This window comes from Rhizobium terrae (genome assembly GCF_003425685.1).
In the GTDB taxonomy this organism is placed as follows: Bacteria; Pseudomonadota; Alphaproteobacteria; order Rhizobiales; family Rhizobiaceae; genus Neorhizobium; species Neorhizobium terrae.
This window is the reverse complement of the sequence record NZ_QJKM01000001.1, coordinates 187455-207133: the sequence shown is the minus strand read 5'-3', so window position 1 is coordinate 207133 and position 19679 is coordinate 187455. Positions and strand designations below refer to the sequence as shown.

The 19679-nt window shown below is 63.5% G+C and carries 15 protein-coding genes and 1 pseudogene; 4 read left to right on the top strand and 12 right to left on the bottom strand.

All coding sequences use genetic code 11. From position 1 onward, the window contains the following. Window positions 1-145: 145 nt before the first annotated feature. Entirely contained in the window at window positions 146-931 is a 786-nt protein-coding gene (locus DMO26_RS00860; RefSeq protein ID WP_117190131.1) for a class I SAM-dependent methyltransferase, read from the bottom strand. 114 nt (window positions 932-1045) lie between these two features. Here DMO26_RS00860 and DMO26_RS00855 point away from each other — a divergent pair, with 114 nt between their 5' ends. The 3 genes from DMO26_RS00855 to DMO26_RS00845 are packed head-to-tail and all read left to right on the top strand — an operon-like array spanning window position 1046 to window position 4005. Continuing rightward, the gene (locus tag DMO26_RS00855; protein ID WP_117190130.1) at window positions 1046-2182 is read left to right on the top strand and encodes an ABC transporter substrate-binding protein; all 1137 of its coding nucleotides are present in this window, start codon (window positions 1046-1048) and stop codon (window positions 2180-2182) included. A gap of 6 nt (window positions 2183-2188) precedes the next feature. Next, the gene (locus DMO26_RS00850) at window positions 2189-3259 is read left to right on the top strand and encodes a FecCD family ABC transporter permease (RefSeq protein ID WP_117190129.1); all 1071 of its coding nucleotides are present in this window, start codon (window positions 2189-2191) and stop codon (window positions 3257-3259) included. Continuing rightward, window positions 3253-4005, top strand: a complete 753-nt coding sequence (locus DMO26_RS00845; protein ID WP_117190128.1) for an ABC transporter ATP-binding protein — start codon at window positions 3253-3255, stop codon at window positions 4003-4005. Before DMO26_RS00850 ends, DMO26_RS00845 begins: the two co-directional genes overlap by 7 nt. 60 nt (window positions 4006-4065) lie before the next feature. On the opposite strand, the gene DMO26_RS00840 is transcribed toward DMO26_RS00845, so the two are convergent. The 6 genes from DMO26_RS00840 to DMO26_RS00815 all read right to left on the bottom strand — a co-directional run bounded on the left by DMO26_RS00840 (window position 4066) and on the right by DMO26_RS00815 (window position 11831). Beyond that, entirely contained in the window at window positions 4066-5292 is a 1227-nt protein-coding gene (locus tag DMO26_RS00840) for a c-type cytochrome (RefSeq protein WP_117190127.1), read from the bottom strand. After that, window positions 5289-7055 carry a GMC family oxidoreductase gene (locus DMO26_RS00835; protein WP_117190497.1) on the bottom strand — a complete coding sequence of 589 codons (1767 nt, stop codon included), beginning with the start codon at window positions 7053-7055 and terminating at the stop codon, window positions 5289-5291. Before DMO26_RS00835 ends, DMO26_RS00840 begins: the two co-directional genes overlap by 4 nt. A gap of 14 nt (window positions 7056-7069) precedes the next feature. After that, the gene (locus DMO26_RS00830) at window positions 7070-7822 is read right to left on the bottom strand and encodes a gluconate 2-dehydrogenase subunit 3 family protein (protein ID WP_117190126.1); all 753 of its coding nucleotides are present in this window, start codon (window positions 7820-7822) and stop codon (window positions 7070-7072) included. A gap of 830 nt (window positions 7823-8652) precedes the next feature. Continuing rightward, on the bottom strand, window positions 8653-9450 hold the full coding sequence (locus DMO26_RS00825) for an ATP-binding cassette domain-containing protein (protein WP_117190496.1): 798 nt from the start codon (window positions 9448-9450) through the stop codon (window positions 8653-8655). Between the two features lie 17 nt (window positions 9451-9467). After that, complete coding sequence (locus tag DMO26_RS00820; RefSeq protein WP_117190125.1) at window positions 9468-10532, bottom strand: ABC transporter permease; 1065 nt, start codon at window positions 10530-10532, stop codon at window positions 9468-9470. A gap of 273 nt (window positions 10533-10805) precedes the next feature. Further along, entirely contained in the window at window positions 10806-11831 is a 1026-nt protein-coding gene (locus DMO26_RS00815; RefSeq protein WP_117190124.1) for a sugar ABC transporter substrate-binding protein, read from the bottom strand. 332 nt (window positions 11832-12163) lie between these two features. On the opposite strand from DMO26_RS00815, the gene DMO26_RS00810 reads away from it, so the two are divergent. Next, the gene (locus tag DMO26_RS00810) at window positions 12164-13396 is read left to right on the top strand and encodes an ROK family transcriptional regulator (RefSeq protein ID WP_117190123.1); all 1233 of its coding nucleotides are present in this window, start codon (window positions 12164-12166) and stop codon (window positions 13394-13396) included. 182 nt (window positions 13397-13578) lie between these two features. Here the strand turns inward: DMO26_RS00810 and DMO26_RS34260 are convergent, their stop codons facing one another. From DMO26_RS34260 to DMO26_RS34890, 5 genes and pseudogenes are all read right to left on the bottom strand, one after another. Beyond that, window positions 13579-14769, bottom strand: coding sequence for a cystathionine beta-lyase (locus DMO26_RS34260; RefSeq protein ID WP_226951170.1), 1191 nt, complete (start codon window positions 14767-14769; stop codon window positions 13579-13581). A gap of 300 nt (window positions 14770-15069) precedes the next feature. Next, window positions 15070-15855: pseudogene (locus tag DMO26_RS34255) on the bottom strand (LLM class flavin-dependent oxidoreductase); the annotation flags it as partial. A gap of 69 nt (window positions 15856-15924) precedes the next feature. Continuing rightward, on the bottom strand, window positions 15925-16860 hold the full coding sequence (locus DMO26_RS00800; RefSeq protein ID WP_117190121.1) for an ABC transporter substrate-binding protein: 936 nt from the start codon (window positions 16858-16860) through the stop codon (window positions 15925-15927). Window positions 16861-16921: 61 nt separating this feature from the next. Further along, the gene (locus tag DMO26_RS00795; protein ID WP_117190120.1) at window positions 16922-17860 is read right to left on the bottom strand and encodes an ABC transporter substrate-binding protein; all 939 of its coding nucleotides are present in this window, start codon (window positions 17858-17860) and stop codon (window positions 16922-16924) included. A 28-nt stretch (window positions 17861-17888) separates the two neighbouring features. Further along, the gene (locus DMO26_RS34890; RefSeq protein ID WP_117190119.1) at window positions 17889-19679 is read right to left on the bottom strand and encodes an amino acid ABC transporter permease/ATP-binding protein; all 1791 of its coding nucleotides are present in this window, start codon (window positions 19677-19679) and stop codon (window positions 17889-17891) included.

Sequence of the window (19679 nt, the reverse complement as noted above, 5' to 3'; positions counted from 1 at the left end):
CTGCACGCAATCGAGAAGGAAGAGAAGCGGCGGATCGAGACGATAGCGCCTGCCGCCGGACCGGGCATCGATTTGGGTGGACGCCCGCGTCAACCCAAGTCGCGTCGGACGCTCCCGGACAGGCCGGATCGGGCGGCTGTCCCGGTCACTCCGGCTTCGTCGCGCAGATCGCGAAACGGTCCTGCACCATGCGCTCCAGGCCGCGCAGGAAAGGCATCTTGCGCGCCTGGGCCCAATGGATGTCGGAAAGCTTGCGGTCCACGACGATGTTGACGAACCCCGCCTGCCTCAGCAGTTCGACGACCGCCTCGGCCGGCATTTCCTTGGAAAAATAGACGCGCGAGCGGATGCTCTGGTGCCGCGCCATCATTTCCGGCTTCATATGGCTTGCCGGCGCCTTGCCGGTCACCTTCGTCCAGAGCTTCTGAAGACCCTTCACCCAGGTATCCTTGCCCATGTTGCCGTCGACGATCAGCACCTTGCCGCCCGGCTTCAGCACCGAATACCACTCGCGAAAGGCCGCCGCCGGGTCGACCAGCGTCCAGACGAGATGCCGGTTGGTGATGACATCGTAGCTGTCCTTGGGCTCCATCGTGTTTTCCGCATCGCCCGAGACGAAGCGGATATCGGTGCCGCGCTTCTTGGCCTTGGCGCGCGCCTGGGAAAGCATCGCATCCGACCAGTCCAGGCCCGTCACCTGGAAGCCCACATCGTTCATGAGATGGGAGATCACCGCCGTGCCGCAGGCGAGATCGAGCGCCGCCCTGCCCCGGCCCTCGCCGAGATGCTTGCGGATCAGCCGCTGCCACCCGCGCCGCTCGTCTTCCGAGAATATTTCATGGCCTACACTTTCGTCGAAAGTCGCCGCTCTTTCCGACCAGAAGTCACGAATCTCGTCACGGATGGAATAGTTGGTGTTCATCGAATTCATCTTTGGCGTCCCGGCCCAGCACTACTTTGGAAAAGCTCTAAAACATAAAACTTGATTCCGAAAGTCACATTTCTTATGCCTGCGGACATTATCAGACATCGGGGGAGTTTCCAGATGAATCTCGTGAGAATGCTCGCAGTGTCCACGGCTGCGCTGGCCAGCCTTCTGCCGCTTTCGGCTTTGGCTCAATCTTTTACCGTGAAGGACGTGGCCGGCCGCGAGGTAACCTTCGACAAGCCTGTGGAGCGCGTCATCCTCGGAGAAGGCCGGATGCTCTACGGCGTCGCTCCGATCGAAAAGGAAGACCCCTTCGCCAAGATCGTCGGCTGGCGCAACGATCTGTGGACCACCGACAAGGACGGTTACGAGACCTATGTCGCCAAGTTCACGAAGGGCAAGGACCTGCCCTATCTCGGCAACCTGACGGACGGCACGCTGCAGACGGAAACCGTCGTCAAGCTGAACCCCGACGTCATGCTTCTGCCGATCGGCAACAAGAAGGCTGCCGACGAGGTCAAGCTCGAGGACATGCTGAACAAGATCGGCGTGAAGATCGTCTATATCGACTTCCGCGAACACATCCTCGCCAATACCGAGCCGAGCCTGAGGATCCTCGGCAAGATCTTCGGCCACGAAGACCGCGCCGAAGCCGTCGCCGCCTACTGGAAGCAGCAGATGGCCCGCGTCACCGACAAGCTGAAGGCAGCCAATCCCAAGAAGCCGAATGTCTTCATGTACCGCGCGGCCGGCCTCGTCGAGTGCTGCGGCACGTTCGGCCCGGACAATTTCGGCCTGATGGTCGACTGGGCCGGCGGCCACAATCTCGGCTCGGATTTCCTGCCCGGTTATACCGGCTCCATCAATGCCGAACAGGTCGTCGCCTCCAATCCGGACATCGTCGTCGTCACCGGCTCCAACTGGAGCAAGACCAAGGACGCCAAGGACTATGTCAATGTCGGCCCGGCGGCGGCCTCGACCTCCGACGACAGCCGCAAGGCGCTCAACGCGCTGATGCAGAACCCGGCCTTCACCGGCTCCAAGGCGGTCGCCGGCGGCAATGTGCATGCGATCTGGCACCAGTTCTACACCAGCCCCTACCAGTTCGTCGCCGTCCAGAAGATGGCCAAGTGGTTCCATCCGGAGCTGTTTGCCGATCTCGATCCGGACGCCACCTTCAAGGAATTCCACGAGAAATTCCTGCCGGTCGCCTATCAGCCGGGTTACTGGGTAGACGCCAAGGCGGCCAGGTAAGCTGCCATGGCCGAGATCGCCGCAACCTCGATCGAAGCAGGAGCCGGAAGGGCGCGCTACCGCGCCCTTGCCCGGCGCAAGCTCGTGATCCTCATCGTCATGACCGCAGCGCTGTGCCTGTCGTTCGCCGTCGATCTGGCCTGGGGACCGGCCCGCTACAGTCTCGGCGAGGTCGTTTCGGCCCTCCTCGATCCGCAATCCGTCTCGGCGCAGGTCCGCGCCGTCGTCTGGGACATCCGCATGCCGGTCGCCGTCATGGCGATCGTCGTCGGCGCAGCGCTTTCCGTCGCCGGGGCGCAGATGCAGACCATTCTCGCCAATCCGCTCGCAAGCCCCTTCACGCTCGGCATCTCGGCGGCTGCGAGCTTCGGCGCGGCGCTGGCGATCGTCACCAGCGTACCGCTCCTGCCGGTTGCCGCGAGCATGCTCGTGCCGATCAACGCCTTCATCATGGCGCTGATCGCGACCCTCTTCATTCATTTCATATCGCAGATGCGCGGCGTGACGGTGCAGACCGTCGTGCTGCTCGGCATCGCGCTCGTCTTCACCTTCAACGCGCTCCTCGCCTTCCTGCAGTATCTCGCCTCGGAACAGGCGCTGTCGGCGGTCGTCTTCTGGACCATGGGCAGCCTTACCAAGGCGACATGGCCGAAGATCTGGATGACGCTCGCCGTGCTGCTGATCGCCCTGCCGCTGTTTGCCCGCAATGCCTGGGCACTGACCGCCATCCGGCTCGGTGAGGACAAGGCGGCGAGCTTCGGCGTCAATGTCCGCCGCATCCGGCTGGAGACGATGCTGATTATCTCGCTGCTTGCAGCCGTCCCGGTGAGCTTCGTCGGCACGATCGGCTTCGTCGGGCTCGTCGGGCCGCATATCGCCCGCATGATCCTCGGCGAGGACCAGCGCTTCTTCCTGCCGGGATCGATCCTGTCGGGCGCGCTGCTCCTGTCGCTCACCTCGATCGTCTCCAAGTCGATCATCCCGGGTGTCGTCTTCCCGATCGGCATCATCACCGCGCTGGTCGGCGTGCCGTTCTTCTTCTCGCTCATCCTCTCGAACAGGAGCCGCTCATGGTAGCGCTTCAGCTGCAGTCGGTCGGCGCCTATCATGGCCGCAAGCTCTTCGTCGAAGACGTCACCACCCCGACGATCCGTTCGGGCGAAGTGGTCGCGGTGATCGGACCGAACGCGGCGGGCAAATCGACGCTCTTCAAGCGCATCACCGGCCTTCTCAAGGGGCCGGGCGACGTGGTGGTCGAAGGCTCGAAGGCGAAGAACGCCATCAGCTACATGCCGCAGGACACCTCGGCAAATGCGGTGCTGACCGTCTACGAATCCATCCTGCTTGCCCGCAAGCAAGGCCAGTCCTGGGCGGTCAGCGACCAGGATCTGCGCTTCATCGACGAGATCATGAAGGCGCTCAACATCACGTCGATCGCCTTCCGCGATCTCGGCGCGCTGTCCGGCGGCCAGCGGCAGCTCGTCTCGATCGCCCAGGCCCTGGTGCGCGAGCCGGAAATCATGCTAATGGATGAGCCCACCAGCGCGCTCGACCTGCACCGGCAGGTCGAGGTCCTCGATTTCATGCGCCGCCAGGCCCGAACGAAGGGCATGATCGTGCTGATCGCCATCCATGACCTCAATCAGGCGCTGCGTTTCGCCGACAAGGTGCTGATCATCGAAAACGGCCGGATGCGCGCCTGCGGCAATCCGCGCGAAGTGGTGACCGTCGAGATGCTGCGCGACGTCTACAAGATCCATGCCCGCATCGAAAAATGTTCGATGGACCACGACCACGTCATCGTCGACGGCACGGCCCACTGAACTGCCGGCGCTGCGGCTTTCCGCTGCGGCGTCCGTCATTGTCGGCAGGGCAAATCGCCATCACCGATGCGCGCCGATATCCGACGGACCGACCGAGGGTGCGGCATTGCCCCAGCTGTTGCGGATATAGGTCAGCACGTCGGCCACCTGCTGGTCGGAGAGCTTCCAGCCGAGCGAGGGCATCGCCGGTGTCGTCCTGGCGCCATCGGTGTGGACGGCCTGGCTGCCCTGCAGCACCAGCCGCATCAGCGTTTCCGAACTCGGCTGCTGCACGATGGCGCTGCCCGCAAGTGCGGGGAAGAGCTGGCGGGCACCCTTGCCGTCCGCTCCATGGCAGGCCGAACAGGTGTCGTGGTAGATCGCCGCTCCCATCTGCATGCGCCGGTCGTCCGCCGGGATCGGCTTCGGTTTCTCCGCCGGGCCGCCGGTGGTGCTCTTCAGATAGGTGGCGATCGCCTTGACGTCCTCGTCGGTCATCTGCGAGGTGGACGCCTCGATCGCTTCCGCCATCGGCCCGGAGGCGATCGTGCGGGCATTCGCGCCGGTCTTCAGGTACTGGACGATCTCCTCCTCGCTCCAGGAACCGATCCCGATATAGGGATTGCCGGTGATGTTCGGCGCGAACCACCCCTGCAGGGACGCGCCTTCCAGAGCCTGGCTCGTCTCGTCGGCGCCGAGCGAAGTCTTCGGCGAGTGGCAGGTGCCGCAATGGCCCGGTCCCTGGACGATATAGGCACCCCGGTTCCAGGCTTCCGACTTCGACGGATCGGGGCGGAACTCGCCCGGCGTGAAATTCAGCATGTTCCAGCCGAGCATCGACATGCGGATGTTGAACGGGAACGGCAGCTGGTTCGCCTCGACCGGATTGAACACCGGATCGACGGTGCGCAGATAGGCCCAGAGGTTGGAGATGTCCTCATCGCTCATCCTGGTATAGGCCGGATAGGGCATGGCGGGGTAGAGCCGCTTGCCGTCATGGCCGATGCCGTTCTTCAGCGCGTTGCGGAAATCCGCCTCCGTCCAGCTGCCGATGCCGCTCGCCTTGTCGGGCGTGATATTCGGCGGGATCAGCTGTCCGAAGGGCGTTTCGAGCGGCAGGCCGCCGGAGAGCGGCTTCGCCCCCGGCGCGGTGTGACAGGCTTCGCAATCGCCGAGGATCGCCTGGTAGCGGCCGCGGATGATCCGGTCGGCCTGGTCGGGCGCCTGTGCGAGGGCAGACGGCGCGACGGCGAGGCCGGCGGACAGGGCGCCGGCTGCGAGGGTGAGGGAAAGACCGAGCGTTTTCATGCCGACACCAGAGGCTGACCCGGGTTGCGGAGATACTGCTGGCGGATCGCGTCCGCCGCGAAATAGGCCAACGCACCCACCGTGCCGGTCGGATTCTTGCCGGCATTGTGCGCGAAGGCGGAGGCGCCGACGACGAAGACGTTCGGCACGTCCCAGCTCTGCAGGTATTTGTTGACGGCGCTGGTCCTCGGGTTTTCGCCCATGATCGCCCCGCCGGTATTGTGAGTGCTCTGGTAGGGCACCGAATCCCAGCCCTTCCGGCGCGGCGATATGTTGTACTGCCGCCCGCCGAAGGCCTTGGCGATCCCCTCCATCTTGTTCGTCACCCAGGCGGACATGCGGATGTCGTTGTCCGGGAAGTCGAAGGTGATGCGCAGCAGCGGCCTTCCGAACCGGTCCTTGTAGGTCGGGTCGAGGTCGAGATAGTTGCCGCGGGTCGGATAGCTGGACCCTTGCGAGGAAAAGCCGAGCGTCGCCTTGTAGGCTTTCACGGTCGCCTGTTTCCAGGCCGAACCCCAGCGCGGCGTGCCGGGAGGCGTGGGCCGCGTCTGGATCGGCCGGCCGTTGGACGGGATGCAATTGATGCCGGCGCCGCCGACGAAATCGAGCGGGCCGTGATCGAAGGCATCGCCGTTATAATCGTCGCAGGTCTGGCCGAGCGCACCTGCCGCGATGAACGGATTGAAGTTCTTGTCGTCGAAGAAGACCTGCGCGCCGGAATTGGTCTGGTAACAGTAATTGCGCCCGACCGTGCCTTCGCCGGTGCCCGGATCGTAGATCTGGCCGATGCCGGAGAGCATCATCAGGCGCACGTTGTGCAGGCCGTAGGCGCAGAGCAGAACCATGTCCGCCGGCTGGAAGAACTCCTCGCCGGACGTGTTCACGTAGGTGACGCCGCGGGCGTGCTTCTTCGAGACGTCGAGATCGACGTGCAGCACTTCGGAATCGGTGCGGACCTCGAAGTTCTTCTTTCGCATCAGCACCGGCAGGACGGTCGTCTGCGCCGAGGATTTCGAATAGTTGGCGCAGCCGAAACGCTCGCAGAAACCGCACATGGTACATTGGCCCATGGCGATGCCGAGCGGGTTGATATAATCCTCCGAAAGGTTCGCCGAAGGCGTGGGGAACGGATGCAGGTCGAGCGACTTCGTCACCTCGGCAAACAGCGTCGGGGCATAGGTCATCTGCATCGGCGGCAGGGGATAGTCGCGCGAGCGCGGATCTTCGAAGGGATTGCCGCCCGTCTGGATCTCGCCCTTGATATTGCCGGCCTTGCCGGAAATGCCGGCCAGATATTCGAACCGGTCGAAGGCACTTTCCAGCTCCTCGCCGGCCACGCCCCAGTTCTGCAATTGCAGGTCGGCGATGCGGGCCGCACCGTATTTCCGGGTGAGGTTGTCGACGATGCGGAAATCCGAATCCCAGAACCGCCAGGTATGGCCGTTCCAGTGGACACCGGCGCCACCCACCCCGTTGCCGGGCAGGAAGGAACCGTAGTCGCGCATCGGCATGGCCGTCTGCGACGTGTTGTTGCGCATCGTCATCGCTTCGGTGACCGGCTGCAGGAAGAGGTCCTTGCGGATCGCGTAGCGGAGTTCGTCCTGGGCATAACCGATGTTGAAGTCGGTCGCCGTATCGCGCCAGGGGCCGCGTTCGATCGCCACGACGTCGAGACCGTCCTCGGTCAGTTCGTGGGCAAGGATCGAGCCCGTCCAGCCAAGGCCGACGATGACGACGTCCTTGCGGGGTAGAATAGTGGTCATGATCGTCTCGTCCCCTACCTTGTCGTCCATTCCATCGAGCCCGCGATCGAAACCGGAGGCAGGGGATAGGGCTGGTTGTGCTTGGAAACGTGGTCGCGGTAATCGTATCGCGCGCCGGGAAAACCCAGCATCTTCCACGAGGCCATGTCCCTGTTGCCGCCATAGACGGGATCGGCGAAGAAGCCTTCCATCACGTTGGTCAGCATCAGGTTGAAGAAGGACCTGGCGTCCACCTTGTCGGGCAGCGTGATCTTGCCGGCCTCGAGGTCCTTCAGGACCGCGTCCTGATCCTCAGCCGCCAGTTCGGCGAAACGCTTGCCGCCCTTGGCTCCCGCCGTGAAGCCGTTCAACGCCGCGATACCGGCGCGGTAGCGCTGGGCGGGCGTATCCGGTGCTTGATACCCTTGCGTCGGCAGGCCGGGCATGAATGGCCCCTTCGTATAGAGCCGGCTCGAATTGCCGTAGGAACCGACGAGCTGCCGGTCGAGATAGACGACGCAGCCTGCATCCTTGCCGCCGATCGAAAGGTCGTCGGCCGGGATAAGCCGGTCCGCCACCGCCTCCATGGTCCGCGCCTCTTCCGGGGTGAAGAACAGCCAGCCCCCGGGCTTCACCTGCACCGGCGGATCGGCGGACCGCGCCTCCCAGGGCAGAGCGCCCGAGATGCTGCGGGCCAGAACCGGCGCGGCCGAGCCGGCAAGGATGGTGAAAGCGACGGAAGACAGGAATTGGCGCCGCGTCGGGCGCTTGAGACAGTGGGTTTCCATAAAGAAGACCTCCCCGGAGAAGAAAAGGTCGGTGACGCGTCAGGACAGACGTCATCGATGTGGGATCGAACCGAGCGGTTCTGACACTTCAATTAGAGGCGATCGCGGGGACGGCAAGCGCCGAAAATCGAATTTTTCGCGCGGGGGTAAAATTCGGGAGAGAGGCGATGCGGAGGCAAGGTCCCCGGCGTCGCCCGCTTCCATGGCGAATCCTGAAATTGTCCGAGATCAAAGCAACCGATATGCGCCGATGACCGGCGATCCCGATCTTGCGGGCATGGCAAATATCCACGGCGGAAGGGGTTCCGCCACGGTGAGCCAGGGATGGGCAGGCAGTCGGCATTGGGTATGGGATTGTCAGGCATTCTGCCTGCCCGATCGCCTCGGCATTTCCTGAAGACCCGGTGCCGGAGGGTCCAAATTACGACACCGGGGTCTTCCGGCGGTTGGCGCCCTGACGGCGCGGCCCCTGCCTTGAACGACCATCATCGGACGCCGGATTGCTTCCCGTGGAGAAGACCGGTTCGCGACCCGGTTCCCTGCCCGATGACCTCGCCATTATGCGGGCCATCCAAAACGCGGGGACGAAACGGGGACAATTTTACGCTCCTGCCCTTGAAATGGAACGGTAATTTCTTCCGGACAGGGTGAATTCGTCCCCGCTTCGCGTGCGATGCGGCCGGCTATGCGCAAGCCGGCTTCGGTGCAGTCCCCGTGCAACCTCGCCAAGGGCGCGTCTTCACCTGCGCGGGAAGTTCCGATCCTCTTCCGGTCACCTCCCGCACCTGTCTTGAAGCGACGGTACCAGAAACTATCCCTGTTCCGGCCGTTCAAGCCGCAACCGGTTCGGAAGGTGCCTTGGCGCCCGTCATGAAGGCGACGGCGTCGGACATCGTGTAGTCCTTGGGATTGATGACCGTCAGCCGCCGACCCAGGCGATGGATATGGATGCGGTCCGCCACCTCGAAGACATGCGGCATGTTGTGCGAGATGAGCACGATCGGAATGCCGCGGGAGCGCACGTCGAGGATGAGTTCCAGCACCTTGCGGCTTTCCTTGACGCCCAGCGCCGCGGTCGGCTCGTCGAGGATGATGACCTTCGAACCGAAGGCCGCCGCGCGCGCCACGGCAACGCCCTGGCGCTGGCCGCCGGAGAGGGTCTCCACCGCCTGGTTGATGTTCTGGATCGTCATCAGTCCCAGTTCGGAGAGTTTTTCGCGAGCGAACTTGTCCATCGCCTTGTGGTCCAGCTTGCGCAGCACCGTGCCCATGAAGCCCGGCTTGCGGATCTCGCGGCCGAGGAACATGTTGTCGGTGATCGACAGCGCCGGCGAGAGCGCGAGGTTCTGGTAGACCGTTTCGATGCCGGCATCGCGGGCTTCGAGCGGCGACTTGAAATTCACCACCCTGCCCTCCAGCGTGATCTCGCCGTCGTCGGGGCGGATGGCGCCGGAAATCGCCTTGATCAGCGAAGACTTGCCGGCGCCGTTATCGCCGATGACGGCCAGGATTTCGCCCGGATAGAGGTCGAAATCGGCATTGTCGAGGGCGGTGACACGGCCGTAGCGCTTGAAGAGGCCGCGGGCGGAGAGGATGGGCCGGACGTCCCGTTGCGTGTTCGTTTGCATATTCGCTTCCGGAGCCATCAGACGCCTGCCTTTCTGATCCACTGATCGATCGCGACGGCGGCGATGATGAGCCAGCCGGTCAGCATGACTTTCCATTGCGGGTCGGCGCCGAGCATGTTGAGGCCCATCGACACGACGCCGACGAGCATCGCCCCGAACAGCGTGCCGAGGATGGAGCCGCGGCCGCCGAAGAGCGAGATGCCGCCGATCACCGTCGCGGTGATGGCCTGGAGATTGTAGTCGGTGACCGCAGCCGACGGGGATACCGAGCCGTTGCGGCCGATCGACACCCAGGCCGCGAAGGCGGCGATGACGCCGGCCAGCGTATAGACGCTGAGCAGCACCTTACGGGTCTGAATGCCGGAAAGCTTCGCGGCTTCCGGATCGTCGCCGACCGCATAGACATGCCGGCCCCAGGCGGTGTGGTTCAGCACGTACCAGAGCACCCCGACCAGCACGACCATCGATATGACGCCGAGCGTCAGGATCGCGCTGCCGATCCGGAAGTTGATCGCGAAGAGGTGCAGGAGCGGCGCGTTGGCGTCCACGTCCGCGTCGCGGATCGTCTGATTGGCGGAATAGATGAAATTCGTCGCCATGACGATGTTCCAGGAACCGAGCGTGACGATGAAGGGCGGCAGCTTGACGATCGCGACGAGAAAGCCGTTGAAGAGGCCGCACAGCCCGCCAGTAAGCAGCCCGGCAAGAATGGCGATCGGTGTCGGCAGACCATAGGTGACGGCGACATTGCCCATGATCACGGCCGAGATGACCATGACGACGCCAATCGACAGATCGATGCCGGCGGTGAGGATGACCAGTGTCTGCGCCGAACCGAGAATGCCGACCACGGCGATCTGCTGCAGGATCAACGTCAGGGTGTAGGACGAGAAGAACCGCCCGCCGATCGTCAATCCAAAGATCAGGATCGACAGCACGAGCACGATCAGCGGCACGGCCGCCGGCGTCGAGTGCAGAAAATGCTGGGCGCGTTTCAAGAAAGAGATGTTCTGGTGCTCGAACGACGCGACGTTCTTGTCGCTGCCATCGAGGACGCGCTCGAATTCCTGTATGCCGCTCATGTTTCCTCCTCCGCTGTTTTTGTGGGGTGGGGGCTGCGGTCTCCCTTCCTCCCCCTTACGGGGAAGATGTCAGCGGAGCTGACAGATGGGGTGGTTCAGCACATTCTACCGTTCGGTTCATGGCACCACCCCCTCTGTCGCCGCTGGCGACATCTCCCCCGCAAGGGGGAGATGGGAGAATGCCGTACCGTCCGGCCCTTCGCTTACGCTTCGGGCGTTCAGCGCTGCAATCGATTCACTGAATCGATTGCTCAGGCTACGCCTGACCGCGCTTCACCCCCAGCACTTGTCCGTGCCTTCCTTGACGCTGATCGACTTCACGCCGGGGACCGGCTTGTCGGTGACCAGCGAGACGCCGGTGTCGAAGAAGGACTTGCCCTCGGTCGGCTTCGGCTTTTCCTTGGTGTCGGCGAACTTCTTGATCGCCTCGATGCCGAGCGAGGCCATCAGCAGCGGATATTGCTGCGAGGTCGCGCCGATCTGGCCATCCTTGACCGACTTGACGCCCGGGCAACCGCCGTCGACGGAGACGATCAGCACGTTCTTTTCCATGCCAACGGCTTTCAGCGCCTGATAGGCGCCGACGGCCGACGGCTCGTTGATCGTGTGGATGACGTTGATGCCGGGATCCTTCTGGAGAAGGTTTTCCATGGCCTTGCGGCCGCCTTCTTCGTTGCCGTTGGTCACGTCATGGCCGACGATGCGCTTGTCGGTCTCGTCGCCGATCTTGTCCGGGTTCTTGGGATCGATGCCGAAGCCGATCATGAAGCCCTGGTCGCGCAGCACGTCCACGGTCGGCTGGTCGGGCGTCAGGTCGAGGAAGCCGACCTTGGCATCCTTGGCCTTGTCACCCATGGTTTCCTTGGCCCACTGGCCGATCAGCTTGCCGGCGAGAAGATTGTCGGTGGCGAAAGTGGCGTCGGCCGAGTTGATCGGGTCGAGCGGTGTGTCGAGCGCGATGACGAGAACGCCGGCATCACGGGCCTTCTTGACGGTCGGCACGATGCCCTTGGTATCGGATGCGGTGATGAGAATGCCCTTGGCGCCGTCGGCGATGCAGCTTTCGATCGCCGCGACCTGGCTTTCCGAGTCGCCGTCGATCTTGCCGGCATAGGACTTCAGCGTCACGCCGAGTTCCTTGGCCTTGGCGGTCGCGCCTTCCTTCATCTTGACGAAGAAGGGATTGGTATCGGTCTTGGTGATCAGGCATGCGGATACGCCGGCGGCCTGGGCCGGCGCGGAAAAGGCGACGCCGAGCGCGAGTGCGCCGAAAGCGGCGGTCAGTACGGTTTTCTTCATGGTCTCCTCCCGAGAGTAAGCTGTTCGCAACGGACCAGGCCGCTGGCGGATCGATGGTCGGGCACAGGTGCCATCGAGTTGGACAGGTGCCTCCTCCAAAGCTTCCCGTGCCCTTGCGATGCTAATTAAGGACGAGTTCATTCAACCTGTCAATAATTAATTCCGATTGAATTATTTATCGCACGTGGCATAGTTCGGAAATTGGAGGAACCGAATTCCACCTGCCGCGATATGCCGCCTTGTCAGCTCACCGGGAATCTCGAACAAGCTGTCCGGGCAGAACAAAGGCACCTTCGAGGTCGAGCAGAATTCTGGGAGGAAGGCCGATTTCGATGTCGGACGGAATAGATCAGGGCCATACGCCGCTCGGCAGCTTCACCGGCGGGTCGAACCAGGTGCGGGTGCGGGCCTATAACGAAAGGCTGGTGCTTTCCCTCGTCCGGCTGAACGGCTCCATGTCCAAGGCGGAGATCACCCGCATGAGCGGGCTGTCGGCGCAGACTGTCTCGGTCATCATGCGGTCCCTCGAAAAGGACGGGCTGCTGTTGCGCGGCGAGCCCGTGCGGGGCAAGGTAGGCCAGCCGTCGGTGCCGATGCGGCTCAATCCCGACGCCGTCTATTCCTTCGGCGTCAAGATCGGGCGGCGCAGCGCCGATCTGGTGCTGATGGACTTCGTCGGCCGGATGCGGCTGCAATATCACGAAACCTATGCCTATCCGGTGCCGGACAGGATCATCGAGACCATCACCTCCGGCATCGCAAGGCTGGAGGGACAGCTCGACGAGATACAGCGCAGCCGCGTCGCCGGTATCGGGATTGCCGCACCCTTCGAACTCTGGAACTGGTCCGACGAGGTCGGCGCGCCGCCGGGCGCGATGGATGCCTGGCGCGACATCGACCTGCAGGCGGAAATCGCCGGCCGCGTCCGCCATGCGGTCTACCTGCAGAACGACGCGACGAGCGCCTGCGGCGCGGAACTGGTGTTCGGGGTCGGATCCTCCTATCCGGATTTCGTCTATTTCTTCATCGGCTCCTTCGTCGGCGGCGGCATCGTCCTGAATTCGGCGATCTTTTCCGGGCGCACCGGAACGGCCGGCGCCGTCGCGCCGCTTCCCGTGCGCGGCAAGGACGGAGAGACCCGCCAGCTTCTCGACATCGCCTCGATCTTCGTACTCGAAAACCTCCTCAAGGAGCGCGGCATCAATCCGCAACCGCTCTGGTATTCCGCCGACGACTGGATCGATTTCGGCGAACCGCTCGAACTCTGGATCCAGGAGACGGCGAATGCGATGGCGCAGGCGATCGTCGCAGCCGCCTCGATCATCGATTTCGGCGCCGCGGTCATCGACGGCGGCTTTCCGGTCTGGGTGCGCAGGCGCATCGTCGCCGCAACCATCGAAGCCGTCTCCCGACTGGATCTGCAGGGTGTCATCATTCCCGACATCATCGAGGGCCGCGTCGGCGCCCATGCCCGCGCGATCGGCGGCGCAAGCCTGCCGATCTTCGCCAAATACCTCACCGACCAGAGCGTGCTGTTCAAGGACGTGCGGGAGACCGCACGTTGACGACATCTCCGGAGAAGGGCCGGATCGCGCGCCTTCCGATCGATCCGACCATTCGGGCATGTTATCCGGTTGGCTACGCGTTGAGCGAACCGGCCATCGCGGCCAGCCGCTCGGCCCGTACCTTACCCGCCGGAGGTTCGGACGCCCGTAGCGTCTGTTCTGAACCGGAGCTTCGCCATGCGCTATGCCGCCGCGATCGCGGCAAATCCTTTTTCCAGATCGGCAATGAGATCGCTCACATCCTCAAGCCCGATCTGAAGACGCAGGACGGGCCCGCCGGTCGGGGGCGGAGTTACCTTGCGGTCGAACAGGTTGACGTGCAGCGCAAGGCTCGTGAAGCCGCCCCAGGAATATCCGAGCCGGAAGAGCGTCAGCGCATTGAGGAAAATCTGTGCCTTGCGCTTATGATCCTGCTTCCGCTCGACCGCCGGCACAAAGGAGAAGATGCCGCTCGCGCCCTTGAAATCCCGCTTCCAGAGATCGTGGCCCGGAAAGCCCGGCAGCGCCGGGTGCAGCACTTGCGCGACATCATCCCTGCTCTCCAGCCATCTTGCGACGGCGAGCGCACTCTCCTGATGCCGCTCCAGCCGCACGCCCATCGTGCGCAGCCCGCGCAGAACCTGGTAGGCGTCGTCCGGTGCGCCGCAGATGCCGAGCGCGCCGTTGGTTTCCTTGAGCCGCGGCCAATGCCTCTCATTGGCCGAAACTGTCCCCATCAGGATGTCGGAATGGCCAGCCGGATATTTGGTGACGGCCTGGATCGAGACGTCGACGCCGAAATCCAGCGGCCGAAAATAAAGCGGCGTAGCCCAGGTGTTGTCCATGGTCACGACCGCGCCGTGCCGGTGCGCCACCTCGGCGATCGCCGGAATGTCCTGCATTTCGAACGTGTTCGAGCCCGGCGCCTCTGTGTGGACGAGCCTGGTGTTCGGCCGGAAGAGCTTTTCGATATGGACGCCGATCATCGGATCGTAGAAATCCGCCTCGACACCGAAGCGCGACAGCATGGTCTCGCAGAAATGCCGGGTCGGCCCATAGACGGAATCGGCCACCAGCGCATGGTCACCGGGTGAAAGATAGGCAAGGAAGGCAATCGTCACCGCCGCAAGGCCGGAAGGCACGAGAATGGTCCCCGCCGATCCCTCAAGCTCGTCGATCGCGTCGCAGAGCGCGTTCGTGGTCGGCGTTCCGCGCGTGCCGTAGGTGTATTTCTGGGCATGCGTATCCATGATCTCGGCGGTCGGAAAGAGGACGGTCGATGCCCGGACGGGCGGCGGATTGACAAAGCCGTAGTAGTCGAAAGGATCGTAGCCCGTCCGCACCAGCTGTGTATTGATGCCGAGGCTGCGGGCCGGATTGCCGTCTTTGGTCATGCGGATGCTTTCACGCTGTTGAGGGCACGCGGTTGAGGGAAATGAGTGAGTGCCGGAACCCCTCTCCGGCGGGCACCAGCCGAGATGCGGTGCGATCTTTTGCGAAAAATCGGTGATGATCTGGATATATTCCTCGAGTGCGAACTCGTAGGGCAGTTCCAGCCTGAGTTCGTCGACTTCCGGCAGGACGCAGTCGGCAAACAGCCTTTCCAGGATTTCGTCCGAACTGCCGACCAGGTCGCGGCCGAAGAGCGTCCGGCGCGGTCCCTGCGGAGCAAGCGTCCGCTCGTGGAGGCTGGCGGCATAGGCCCGGTATTTCTCCCGGGTTCTGCCGTCGGCGCTGTCCGTCGGCACGATCACCCGGCCGGCGGCGACGCGAGGATGGCGCCCGGCCGGCAAGGCGGCGCGATAGGCAGCGAGCTGCTTGGCCTGTGCCTCGAAGAAATCGTCGGCAACGTCGCCGGAGGTCAGGCTGCCGATCATCAGGTTGAGGCCGGTCCGCCCGGCCCATTCCGACGACCGCAGCGACCCGCCGCCATACCAGACCCGTTCCTTCAAGCCTTTGGCATAGGGTTGAAGACGGGCACGCTGCCGATTGCCTGGCGAGGTGACGTAGGTCTCGCCGTCTCCCAGATAGTCGCCGGAAAGACTGGCGAGCAGCCGTTCCACGCGGGCGTAGGAAAAATCGAACGTCTGCCAGTCGCCGTCGAAGACCAAGGGTGCGACGATCTCGGCATGCAGCGGCGGCCCGGCGCTGACACCCACGTTCAGGCGCCCGCCCGAAAGCGCATCCGCCATGGAAAGATCCTCGGCGAGCCGGAACGGGCTTTCATAACCGAGCTGGATCACCGCCGAACCGAGCTCGATCCGCCGGGTGCGCTGGCTGGCGGCGGCAAGGAAGACGGGCGCCGAGGAAACGCCGTGCTCCAGATGCCGCTGGCGCACCCACGCACTGTTATAGCCCAGCGCTTCCCCGGCTTCGAACAGTTTCAGTGATGCTTCAAGCCCGGCGGAAGGATCGTCGTCGGGATAATTGCCGGGCGTGAGAAAACCGATGTGACGGATGTCGAACGAGGATTCTGCCATGGTTTCGTAAATGTCACGAGGAAAATGATGGAACCGCAAGCCCTTGCCGCGGCTCCAGGGACGAAAGGCTCAGCTCTTCGGCAGACCGGGCGGATTGGTGCGGGATTCCGGCAACGCTTCCTCGGAAAGCTGCCAGCGGGCGAGCACCTTGGCATAGACCCCGCTCTTGATGAGATCGTTGGTGGTAAGCGTCAGCGCATCGGCGAGCCCCGAGCCCTTGCGCGTGGTGATCGCCACGTCGGACCGCTCCGGCCAGCCGGCCGAAAGCGTGCCGACGCGCCGGATGTTCCTGTCGCGCGCCGCGATGTAGACGAGCTGGGCATGCGGCTGGACGATCACGTCGACGCGGCCGGAGCGCAGCGCAACGAGGCGGGCAGCATCGTCGTCGTGATACACGAGCTCGATCGGCCTCAGCCCGGCCTTGACGTTCTCCTCGCTCCACTTGAGCAAGATGCGTTCCTGGTTGGTGCTGGCGCCGACGGTGATGCGCAGGCCGGCCGCATCCTTCGGCTCCCTGATCTCCTTGATATTGCTGTCTGCCTTCACGAAGAACCCGTGCAGTCCCTGCCGATAGGTGGAGAAGTCGAACTTCTCCTTGCGCAGTTCCGTGACACCGACATTGGAAATCACCGCGTCGTACTTGCCGGAGACGAGGCCGAGCGGCCAGTCCGGCCAGGAGACCGGGACCAGCTGCAGTTCGAGGCCGAGACTGTCGGCAATGGCCAGCGCGTAATCGGGATCGGCACCGACGACGGTCTTGGCATCCGTCGCATAGGTCGCGAGCGGCGGACCGCCGGGAGAAACGGCGACGGTAAACTTGCCCGACGTCACGAACTTGAAGTCCTTGGGTATCGCGGCGATTGCGGCTGCGTCCTTTTCGGCGCGGATGCGACCCGGTTGGCCGGGTGAGAGATCGAAGATGTCGCCGGCACTTGCGGCCGAAAGGCCGAGAGTGAAGACCAGGCCTGCGGCGACGAAGCTGGCGGTTTTCCTGAAGAGGGTCATTGTAGACTTCCGTGTTCTATAAAAAGGACGCGGGCACAGAGAGGGACCCGCGCCAAACGAGTTATTTCTTCGGCAGGCCGGGCGGGTTGGTCTGCGATTTTGCGATGGCTTCGGCCGAAAGGTTCCAGCGGGCGAGCGTCTTGCCATAATTGCCGTTGTCGATCTGGGCGTTGATCGCCGCCGTGATCGCATCCGCCAGGCCGGCGCCCTTTCTGGTGGCGACGGCGATCTCGGCGGTCACCGGCCAGCCGCCGGAAAACGTGCCGACCAGGCGCGTCTTGTTACCCTGCGAGGCCTTGAAGGCGGAGATGGCATTGGGGCCGAGATAGGCGTCGGCGCGGCCGGACTGCAGCGCCAGATCCTGCACCACCACGTCGTCGTAATATTGAATCTCGGCGGGCTTCAGCCCCTTGGCGACATTCGCCTCGTTCCAGCGCAGGAGAATCTGCTCCTGATTGGTGCTCGCGCCGACGATCACCTTCAGGCCGGCGATATCCTCCGGCTTGCCGATGCTTTGGATCTTGCTGTCGTTGGCGACATAAAAGCCGAGCAGGTCTTTCCGATAGGTCGAGAAATCGAGCTTTTCCTTGCGCTCTTCGGTGACGGTGACATTGTGGATCACCACGTCGAACCGTCCCGAAACGAGGCCGAGCGGCCAGTCGGCCCAGGCGACCGGGACGAGTTCGAGCTTGAGGCCGAGGCTGTCGGCAACCAGTTGGGCGACATCCGGCTCGGCTCCGACGGGCGTCTTGGTATCGTTGCCGTAGATTGCGAAGGGCAGGTTTCCCGGCACGGAAGCCACCGTCAGCTTGCCGGAATTGGCGAACTTGTAATCCTCCGGCAGGAGATCGATCGCGGCCTGCACCTTTTCGGCCCTCACCCGGCCCTTCTGCTCCGGGGACAGATCGACGGCCTGCGCATGGGCAGATGAAGCGAAAACGGGCGAGAGCGACAGAAGACCGCCGGCGACGATGCTGAAAAGCCTGGTTTTATAAGACATTGCGGTGTTTCCCTTGGGTTTTGGTCGTTCAGAGGACTTTTGCGAGGAATTCGGCGGTGCGCGGATGTTCCGGACGGCTGAAGACCTTGTCCGGCGTGCCGGTTTCGAGGATGCGGCCCTGTTCCATGAAGACGACGAGGTCGGAGACTTCGCGGGCGAAACCGATTTCATGGGTGACGATGATCAATGTCGTGCCGGAACGGGCGAGTTCCTTGATGACGTCCAGGACTTCTCCCACCAGTTCCGGGTCGAGCGCCGAAGTCGGTTCATCGAAGAGCAGGACCTTGGGCTTGAGCGCCAGCGCCCGGGCGATCGCGACCCGCTGCTGCTGGCCACCCGAAAGCTGGCGCGGATAGACGTTCGCCTTCTCGGCGAGACCGACGCGGGCAAGCAGTTCGCGAGCCTCGGTCTCCGCCTGCTCCCGCGGAATGCCGCGCACGGCGACCGGCGCCTCGATGATGTTTTCGAGCACGGTCAGATGCGGGAAGAGATTGAAGTTCTGGAACACCATGCCGACTTCGACACGGCGCTTCAGTATGTCCTTTTCCTTCAGCTCGTAGAGCGTCTCGCCATCCTGGCGGTAGCCGATCAGCTCGCCGTCGATGGCGATGAAGCCGTCGTCCACTCGTTCCAGATGGTTGATCGAACGCAGGAGCGTCGACTTGCCGGATCCCGACTGGCCGAGGATGGTGGTGACGGTGCCGGCCGGCACGGAAAGGGTCACATGGTCCAGAACCCTGAGCTGGCCGAAGCTCTTCGAGACGCCGTGGATCGTCACTTCACCACCGCGGGTATGCAAGGGCGCGATATCGGGACGGCGCGCGACCGCACGGGCCTGGGGTTCCTCCACCGGCCTGGCTGCGGAAGCGGTCCGCGGCAGAAGGCGGCGATAAAGGCCGGAGAAGATCGACGGCGGCGGGTTGCGCAGCGCGCCGCGGGCATAGTGGCGTTCGATATGATGCTGGACGATCGACAGCGCCGTCAGGATGACGAGATACCAAACGGTCGCCACCATCAGCAACGGAATGACTTCCAGGTTGCGGCGGTAGATGATCTGGATCGTATAGAAGAGTTCCGGCAGCGCCAGGATGTAGACCTGCGACGTGCCTTTCGCCAGGCCGATGAAATCATTGAAGGCCGTCGGCAGAATGGAGCGCATCGCCTGCGGCAGGATGATGCGCGATGCCTGGCGGCCGCGCGGCAGGCCGAGTGCCGAGGCCGCTTCGAGCTGCCCCTGATCGACGGAGAGGATGCCGCCGCGGATGATCTCGGAGGCGAAGGCCGCCTGGTTGAGCGTCAGGCCGAGCACGGCCGCGGCAAACGGCGTGATCAGTTGCGTGGTGTTCCAGCTGAAGAAGTTGATGCCCGTATAGGGAACACCGACCGTGATCGTCTCGTAGAGATAGCCGAGATTGTTGAGGATCAGGAGCAGTACGATCAACGGGATCGAGCGGAAGATCCAGATATAGGTCCAGGATACGCCGACCAGCAGCGGCGAGCGGGAAACGCGCGCCAGCGCCAGACCGGTGCCCAGAAGAAAGCCGAAGAAGGCGCCGAGCAGGGTGAGGAGCAGCGTACGGCCGAGGCCGACGAGCACCGGTTCGGCAAGGAACCACTCGGCAAACACATCCCAGCCCCAGCGCGGATTGCCGAGAACCGAATGCAGCGTCGCGGCGATGACCAGAAGCGCGAAGACCGTTCCCGCAATGCGCGCCGGATACCGGGCCGGCACGATGCGGAAGTGGGAATAGTCGCCCTTGGTGGCGGCAGTTTTTCGCGAGGCGATCTGGATGTCGTTGAAATCGGTCGTGATCGTCAT